The sequence below is a fragment of the Nodosilinea sp. LEGE 07298 genome, from assembly GCF_015207265.1.
Classification (GTDB): domain Bacteria; phylum Cyanobacteriota; class Cyanobacteriia; order Phormidesmidales; family Phormidesmidaceae; genus Nodosilinea.
The window spans coordinates 1-8327 of sequence record NZ_JADEXE010000288.1 but is presented as its reverse complement, the minus strand read 5'-3'; the positions used below and the strand labels follow the sequence as shown (position 1 = coordinate 8327).

8 protein-coding genes, 1 tRNA gene and 1 pseudogene are annotated in these 8327 nt (G+C 58.4%); 3 read left to right on the top strand and 7 right to left on the bottom strand.

What is annotated here, in order from left to right; translation table 11 throughout:
• The 3 genes from IQ273_RS26840 to IQ273_RS26830 all read right to left on the bottom strand — a co-directional run.
• Positions 1-656 (bottom strand): lysozyme (locus IQ273_RS26840; protein WP_194026198.1); only part of this gene is annotated, 656 nt, incomplete at its 3' end.
• A gap of 9 nt (positions 657-665) precedes the next feature.
• Positions 666-1667 (bottom strand): SDR family oxidoreductase, encoded by a 1002-nt coding sequence (locus tag IQ273_RS26835; RefSeq protein ID WP_194026197.1) that lies wholly within the window; start codon positions 1665-1667, stop codon positions 666-668.
• A 12-nt stretch (positions 1668-1679) separates the two neighbouring features.
• Positions 1680-3059: an efflux RND transporter periplasmic adaptor subunit gene (locus IQ273_RS26830; protein ID WP_194026196.1), complete on the bottom strand. Its 1380-nt coding sequence runs from the start codon at positions 3057-3059 to the stop codon at positions 1680-1682.
• A gap of 225 nt (positions 3060-3284) precedes the next feature.
• Here IQ273_RS26830 and IQ273_RS26825 point away from each other — a divergent pair, with 225 nt between their 5' ends.
• Positions 3285-3821 carry a PadR family transcriptional regulator gene (locus tag IQ273_RS26825; protein ID WP_194026195.1) on the top strand — a complete coding sequence of 179 codons (537 nt, stop codon included), beginning with the start codon at positions 3285-3287 and terminating at the stop codon, positions 3819-3821.
• 2 nt (positions 3822-3823) lie between these two features.
• Here the strand turns inward: IQ273_RS26825 and cobA are convergent, their stop codons facing one another.
• On the bottom strand, positions 3824-4624 hold the full coding sequence (cobA, locus tag IQ273_RS26820) for a uroporphyrinogen-III C-methyltransferase (protein ID WP_194026199.1): 801 nt from the start codon (positions 4622-4624) through the stop codon (positions 3824-3826).
• A 192-nt stretch (positions 4625-4816) separates the two neighbouring features.
• Entirely contained in the window at positions 4817-5821 is a 1005-nt protein-coding gene (locus IQ273_RS26815) for a sirohydrochlorin chelatase (protein WP_194026194.1), read from the bottom strand.
• 264 nt (positions 5822-6085) lie between these two features.
• Here IQ273_RS26815 and IQ273_RS26810 point away from each other — a divergent pair.
• Positions 6086-6156 (top strand) — tRNA-Gly (locus IQ273_RS26810).
• 126 nt (positions 6157-6282) lie between these two features.
• Here IQ273_RS26810 and IQ273_RS26805 read toward each other — a convergent pair.
• Positions 6283-6396, bottom strand: a pseudogene (locus tag IQ273_RS26805) (DUF4058 family protein); the annotation flags it as partial.
• A gap of 524 nt (positions 6397-6920) precedes the next feature.
• On the bottom strand, positions 6921-7409 hold the full coding sequence (locus tag IQ273_RS26800) for a hypothetical protein (protein ID WP_194026193.1): 489 nt from the start codon (positions 7407-7409) through the stop codon (positions 6921-6923).
• 197 nt (positions 7410-7606) lie between these two features.
• Here IQ273_RS26800 and IQ273_RS26795 point away from each other — a divergent pair, with 197 nt between their 5' ends.
• Positions 7607-8206, top strand: coding sequence for a hypothetical protein (locus IQ273_RS26795; protein ID WP_194026192.1), 600 nt, complete (start codon positions 7607-7609; stop codon positions 8204-8206).
• Positions 8207-8327: the final 121 nt, after the last annotated feature.

The following is an 8327-nucleotide window of genomic DNA, read 5'->3' as shown; positions in this document are numbered from 1 at the left end:
GCCTGAGCCTCGCGGCTGAGCCTAGATCCAGGCACAGAAGTCCGCCCGCCCGCCAAATACCTTTGCCCCGCAGCACTGAGAGCCACCCCCGGCGTACCGGCTAAAAACACGTTGGCCTCCGAAAGACGGCGGCGCAGCAGCCCTTCTTCTACATTGGTGCCGGGGTTGCGGTAAAGAATCAGAGCCGCCTCAATGTTCTGCCACTCCTGGTTGCGCAGCACCCGCGAAAGGGTTTCGAATCCGCTGGCCCCGTAGAAGTTGGCCCCCAGGTTGTAGGCGAAGCTGAGAATTGCGCCCTGCTGGTTGGCGTTTAGGTTGCTCCAGCCGGGAATGCGCCGCTGGGGCGGCAGGTAGGTATTGGCGACCTGCGTCATCAGCAGTTCGTCGGCCTCCTCCCGGCTAATGCGATCGCCCAGCTTGAAGGGCTGACCATTCTTATTGCGGGTCGAACCCCAGCCGATGGTAATGGGCAAATTCCCTGTTTTGGGGTCTGGGTAGGCTTGTAAACTCAAACCCTCAAAGGTTTTGATCAGGTCTAGACCTGGCGTGGGCACCCCGGCCATAGTGATTTCCTCGCTGAATAAGTTGTCAGAACTTACCGCAAGTGTATCGACTCTCTGCGATGTCCTACCGCCGCTCAAAAGCTGAATGGACATGGTGATGACCTACAGGTAGTTGGCTTGGCGATACCAGGTCACCATGTCGGCCAGCGTTGTTTTCAGGGGCCGGAACTGGACTCCCAATTCACGCTGGGCCTTGGTGGAGTCGTAGGCCATAGTCGCCAGCATAATCTTCACCCCCTCTACCGGAATCTCCGGCTTCTGGCTCCTGAATCGCCCTACCAGGGTGGAAACAACGGCTAAGATCCGCATCATCAAGCCTGGCATTTTAAGCCTGGGCGCAGGTACGCCGCTGACCGCCTCTAGATGGGTCATCAGGTCTGCTATGGAGTAGTACTCACCGCCAATCAGGTAACGCTGGCCCGATTGGCCCTGCTCTACCGCCTGCACCATGGCTGTAGCCACGTCTCGCACATCGACACAGGGCATTCCCCCCGGTAGCCGGGCCGGAATTTTGCGGTTCAGAAAGTTGAGCACAAACTGCCCCAGCTCTGTCGGGGCTGCATCCTGAGGACCAAGCATGGCACCGGGACAGATCAGCACCACGGGCATGGTATGGCCCTTGATGAAGTTGGCTACCGCAGCTTCTGCCATCAGCTTGCTTTTGAAATAGAGGTTGTCATAGGTAATTGGTCCGGGCGGGGTGCTTTCATTCCCCGGCGAGCCGTCGGGATTGCGACCAATGCATCCCGACGAGCTGACGTAGATGGCCTTTTGAACCTGGGCAGCTTCTGCCATTTCCAGCAGTTCGATGGTGGCGTCGATATTCAGTTGTCGCAGCATGGGCCAGTGGTTGCCCGTCCCGTAGGATTCACGAAAGTAGGCGGCGGCGTGAAACAGCACTTCGCACCCGTGCAGCTCAGCGGCAAAGGCGGGAATATTCTGTAAATTGCCCTGAATGAATTGCACCTGGGGCAGGTCGCCGAGCAGATACTTGGCCTTGTCGATCGATCGCACCAGAGCCTTGACCTGATACCCCTGATCCACCAGTTCGCGCACCAGGTTACTGCCGAGCAGGCCAGTGCTGCCGGTTACAAAAGCTTGCATAGGAAACTTCCTTTAGTTAGGGATGCTGACGACTTGACCAGGCACCACTCGATGGGTGCCCGCAGTAATGACGCGATCGCCCGGCTCCACCAGGCCCTGCACCAGCACGCGATCGCCCTCGGTATGGACAATTTCTACCGGCTGACGAGCCACTCTGGCGGCGGCATCCTCGCTGCGATCGGCTACATACACCGACCACAGCCCCTGCTCACCCTGCACCAGGGCGGTAGAGGGTAGCCAGAACCCAGCGGTGGGCTGAGTGTCCTGGAGCACCAGCCGGGCAGTTTGGCCCAGGGTCAGATCCTCTGGGGTCTCCAACTGCAGCACGACGGTGACCGTGCGACTGGTCGATTCCAGCTCGGGCAGCAGCGCAGTGACGGTGGCGGCAAAGCTGCGCTGCGCGGAGCGCTCACCTTGGGAATCGCCCACCTCCACCCGCTGGGCACTGCCGATCGATAGGCTGTCGGCGACCTCGGCGGGAATGCCAATGCGGGCCTCGGTTGCGCCCCCTTCGCTCAGCTGCAAAACGGTTTGGCCGCCGCTGACGACCACGCCCTCATCGACGGCGCGATCGCTGATCCGACCGCTAAACGGGGCTGTCATCACCGCCTTCGAAAGGTCTACATCCACCGTCTGAAGGCTGGCCTCTAGCTGACGCACGCGGGCCACCTGGGCAGCAATTTGCTCGGGCCGAGTACCGGCTAGCAGCTCATCTAGCTCGCTCTGGGCCTGGGCCAAACGATTGTCGAGCGCTCCGGTGCCAAAGGTTTGCTGGTCGAGTTCTTCGCGCGAAATCGCCCCCCGTTCGTAGAGATCGACGCGGCGATCGCGCTGGGTTTGAGATAGCGCCAGCTGCTGCTCCAGGTCGCCCACCGCCGCCTGGGCCGCCGCGATCGACTGCTGGCGGGGGCCATTCTGCAACTCGTTTAGGGTGGCCACGGCCTGGTCGCGCTGGGCAACGATCTGCTGATGTTGGGCTTCTAAACTGCGCGTATCTAGCCGGGCCAGGGGTTGACCAGCCTCCACGCGATCGCCCTCCTGTACCAGCACCGCCACCACCGTACCGCCCTGCTCAAACCCTAGAGCACTGCTACGTTTAGCCACAATTTCGCCTGTGTACTGGCGGTCTACGGTGTAGTCCTCGACCGGCGTTAGCGCGACGGTCTCGACCGGTAGCGGGGGGGCATTGGCGATCGCATCCACCGGCTGGCTCAGCTGCCGCAGACCCACCCCCACCGCCAGGGGCACCGTCGCCAGCGGCACCAGCCACCAGCGACGGATGCGTAGCCGCCAGCGACGAACCCGTTTAACCGGGTGATGGGGAAGAGTCGCTGGTTCGACAGAATGAGGCTTTGTAGACATCAAATGACTGGAAGTGGGAGCGTCGGTCATGACGGCACCTTCGAGAAGAGTGAACAGACGAGCAAACTAGACCCAACCCGGCAACGAGCCTTGTCGTGACAAAACTGTCGTGACAAAACAACAAGGCACTATACAACTAATGGGTATACAACAAATAGATATTCAAAAAGTAGATATTCAATTTGTTGTGTACTCTGACCAAAGAGTATACTCAAATAGTTGAGTATGTCAATGGGCAAAAGAACCCCCTCCCCTATGGCCCTGTCCCACACGATTTTGGCGGTGCTGTCGCATGAGTCCCTCAGCGGCTATGACATCAGCAAGCGGTTTGAAGAAAGCGTTAGCTGCTACTGGCAAGCCAGCCAGCAGCAGATTTATCGCGAGCTGGGCAAAATGGAGCAGCAGGGCTGGGTCACCCACGAAACCGTGCCCCAGGCGGGCAAGCCCGACAAAAAAATCTATGGCATTACCAACCCTGGCAAGGCTGAGCTAGAACGCTGGTACGCCGAACCTAGCGAACCCACCCCCATTCGCGAAGACCTGCTGGTGAAGGTGCTCGCCGCCCCCTTTGTGTCAGAGCCTCTGCTGATTCAAGAGCTGCACCGTCGCCGCCAGCTGCACGCCGAGAAGCTGGCTGAGTTTCAGGCGATGGCGGCGTTGTATGGGGCGATCGCAGACCCGCCCAAAACCGAGCAGTTTCGCTACCTCACCCTGCGGCGGGGTATGCGCTACGAGCAAGACTGGATCGACTGGTGCGACGAAGTGCTGGATTTCTTAAAGGCTGGCGAATAGCTCTAGGGCCAAACGGTGCCGGTGGGGCGGCAGTGGTTAAATACCTCATGCCAGCTGACGACATGGCCAATTACCGCGATCGCGGGCGCTTCAAACCCAGCCTCAGCTACCTGAGCCACAATCGTCGCCAGGGTGCCAATCAGCGTTTCCTGCTGAGGATACGTACCCCAGCGAATCAGCGCCACGGGCGTCTCAGGGCTGAGATCGGCGGCCAGCAGCTCGGCGGTAATGGTGCCCAGGTTGTGAATGCCCATGTACACCACAATTGTTTCAGACCCCTGAGCCAGGGCGCGCCAGTTTACCCTCGGGCGGTACTTACCCGCCGACTCGTGCCCCGTAACAAAGGTCACCGACGAACTCTGGCTGCGGTGGGTAATCGGAATGCCAGCGTAGGCGGGCACCGCCACCCCAGCGGTAATACCGGGTACCACCTCTACCTCAATGCCAGCCGCTACCAGGGCCGCCATCTCCTCACCACCGCGTCCAAACACAAAAGGGTCGCCGCCCTTCAGCCGCACCACGACGGCATTGCCCTTGGCCTGATCAATAATGAGCTGGTTGATCGCTTCCTGGCCCAGAGAGTGACGGCCCCGACGCTTGCCCGCGTTAATGACTGTGGCCTGGGGATTAACCATAGCCAAAATCGGGGCACTTACCAGAGCATCGTGGATTACAACATCGGCCCCTTCCAGCAGCCCCTTACCCCGCAGCGTAAACAAGCCCGGATCGCCTGGGCCAGCCCCAACTAGGTACACTTTGCCGAAAGGTTGGCCCCCATGAGGCCCAGAAGCGGCTGACACCATAAGCATGATCAAACTCAGATAACAGAGACAAACGTCATAGTTAAGCAACCAGGATTCCCTAGCGTAAACCGTCGCTGACCTGTACGAAGTAGCTCTTAGATGCCAAGTTTGACCATCCTCTCAGAGCACCAGGCCAGCAGCCTCGGGAAGCCTGTGCCAATACCTGTCGCGTCAGCCCCCCCATACCAACCTCTACGACACCATTGACGAAGAATGAGTCGCGTGGCGAAAGGCCACCCGCTGCATAGGAATTGGGGCCTGCTGCGCCTTGGTAGGTACCTGACCAGTGGCGAGGTCAATAACCAGGCGAGCAAGTTCTGGCGAAGGCCCCAGGGGCGGCAGCAGGTGAAATCCCAGCTTCGGAAACCGCTCGGCCAACTCTTCGGTGAGGTGGGTAATGGCATCGGTGGTCGTGCCCGCAAATAAGAAGTAGGGCAAAATAGCGACCCGCTGCACTCCAGTCTGCATGTAGTGAATGACCTGAGACTCTAAGCTCGGGTCAACCGCCCAAAAAGCCGCCGCCCCTCCCAATGCCTGGGCCAGCGCACAAATGGCGTCATTGCCCCCCGGTCTGCGGCTGCCGTGGGCCAACAAGATCGGAGTTTTGTTAGCGGTTGACTGTAGCTTCTGGCGCAAAAGCCCTTTAATACCGGGATGGCTGCCTAGGTGGGGGCAAACCTCCAGGGTTACGCCCGGCAGCGCCTGGCGAGCCTGCTCTACCTCCGCCGGAATATCATCCATGACGTGCACCCCGGCCAGCAAAAACAGAGGCACCAGCCTTATCCGCTGGGCACCAGCCGCGCAGGCCCGACGGCTAAACTCGACAATCTGTCGGTGCAGGGGTAACGCCTCGGTTTCCAAGCAGGCCGTACCGACCAAAGGGCCATTCACCGTATCAGGCAGCGATATCCTGGCCCGGTAAAGGCCAGATGCTCCCAAAACAGGCGTTTCTGGGCCAGGTTTCGACCCGTCTAAGGAAGTACTGCGCCGCAGTAGGAGCGAGGCATCGCCGCTGGCCAACCGCGCGGGGGCAGACCGTCTGCTATCGCTGCGATCTTTAGCTCGGGTGCCCGTCATCCATAGTCCGGCCTCCTGCGATCGCACAAAATGGGCCAATCGCTCCATGGCTTGCCCAGGGCGAGGGTCGCGGCTACCGTGAACCACCAATAGATACGCTGTCGATGCAGATGCAGACACAGGCAAACCTAACTCATTAGACAACAACAGCCGACCACCACACACCACGAAACGTAACTCTGGAACGTCATTGCCAGGAGTAAACTAAATCACCGCTCAACCGGCGGTTTAGTGTCTCATTATAAAGATTTAGCCCAAAGCATCCGGTATCGTATCCATCAAAAGGCGGCTCAGATAGGTAGCCTACCCCCGATCTCTGCCCATGAGTCGAGCCTCTCAGGTGCTCGGCCTTCAGGCACAATGTGATAAGATAACCACTGGTTTGCGGGTGTAGTTTAGTGGTAAAACCTTAGCCTTCCAAGCTAATGATGGGGGTTCGATTCCCCCCACCCGCTTAGATGTACAGTGACGCATTGTTTGTCATTAGGGATAGGTTGCTGTCGGTGGAGTCACATTGCTGCCATCGGGACATAAGTGTGTCATTAAACCGCTAGTGACACTTTGTTTGTCGTTATGGAAACCCGGACTTGAGGCGTAATGACATCGGCCAGGGCAACAATCAAGCGGTTGTGCACCTGGGGCCAGAGGACAAGTTGTTCGAGGTAGGGGTTCATGCCGGGGAATGGGTTGTGCATTGTCCCTCGCTGAGCCCTTTTTCCTAGTATCTTCGGAATGGTTAGATGCAGATGGGGCTCAAAGTCAGACCTTCCTCGTAAGGGCGAATGGCCATGAGGCCTCTAGATTGGCTGCGCCTACGCCTTCAAATTTATGCTGCTATTCAGCAACGCCAGCTATTCGATGTTAGTCAGTGCCCCGTTTTGTAAGCGATCGGGTTCAGCGACGAGGTGTTGAGTCTCACCCGTGAAGTTCTGAAACTTAACGGTGAGGTCTTAGGGCTCAACGCCCAGGTTCTGGAACTCAACGCCGAAGCTCTGAGACTCAGTGCCAGAGCACTGAACCTCGACGGTTAAGCGATCGCACCTCAGCGCCCAGGCTTTAAACCTCAACAGCGAGGCCATGATACTCTCGGTCGAGAAAAATCTTCTCGTCACCGAGAATCACAACCTCGCTGTTCAGCATAGCTAGCCTCAGCGGTGAGACCGCTAGGCTCAAACTTGAGTGTCAATACCTCGGATTCGAGGCTCGACACCTCAAGCGGCTAGGGCCGAGCCTCGGCCATGACCTCGGTTTTGTCGGTCTTCTGCCGCATAGACTTGAAGCGCTCACCCAATTGAGCGGCCACCGCTTTGAGACCGGGCTGGCGCTTGGCGGCAGCTTTGACGTAGTCATACACGCTGAGGCTGCTGGTCATCGCCTCGCTGCCCACGGCTAGCAGGGTGTCGTCAACCTTTTCGGTCACCTGGCGCAGGTTGAGCCGCAGTTCGCTGAGCACGGTGGCGAGCTGGTAGTCGCGGGCTAGCTCGGCGGTGTCGAAGCTGGCGGGCAAGATTTCAGGATTGTTTTGGGCGGCGGTAAGGCTATTGCTGACAAAGGCCAGGCTTTTGTCGCCCATTTTGTAGAGGCGGCGGCGCTCGTCGGCGGTGAGGTTGACCAAGAACGGCAGCTTTTGCTCAATGGTGGCCAGGGCTGCTTTGATTTCGTTGAGGTCTGCGGTAGACAGGTCGGCACTGATGTTGTTGTACGGCATCGGTAGAGGCCCCATAGGGTAGGTTAACCCGGCGGATAGCGGCCATCCACCGTCGCCCTAAGGTGCCCAGGGGCCAAAGGGCGATCGCTAGGGCAATGCCCATTGCAGATTTTTGATTGACGCCGCTAGCAAAAGCCTCTGTAGGGTAGGGCACCCATCACTTAACAGGAGCATCTGTAGATGCTGCAAAGCGCAGTATGCCTATCACCCAATGGGCAGCGCGTTGTACAGGCCAGGTGCTTGGGCTAGGATGGAGCGAACTTCGGGTAGCCAGGACAATGGGGCAAGACATCTTTTTAGCCAGAACCGAAGAACAGCGACAATTTCGTCGATCGCTGACGGCCCTCATCCCTACTCGGCGTCAGCGGCACCTGCCCACCTTTGGCAAACTGTTGCCCCAGCGCAACCCCACCCCAGAGCCTGAGCCCTCGGTGCTGTTGTTCTATGGGCCAGGAGGCATGGGCAAAACGACCCTGACCCAGCGGCTGCGCACTATTGCCCAAAACGAAACGCCCTTTAAGAGCCAGGTCAATACCCTATTTCTCGATTGGGAGCACGAACAAAAACTCACTGTCGAGTTGCAGGTGGGCCATGACAACATTTCGCCAGATACGGTGCTGCGGGTACTGCACAAAGCCCTGGCTAAGGCTTATGGGGGCAACAGCTTTGGTGACTACGAAAAAGCCTTGAAGGAATTGAACCAGGCTGAGGAAAAAGTCAACAAAGCCTTGCAGGGGCAACCGGACAACTCTCTGCCTGACCAAGTGAGTAAGCTGGGGGCAAAGGGCGTGTATTAGACGACACTGAACGTGGCGGGTGACGACAGCTAGATAGGCGGGAGAGGTGTTCTCCCTGCCCCTTGAGTCATCACTGAGACCGGATCCAATTTAAGCTAATAAGAAAAGACACTGAAGGTAT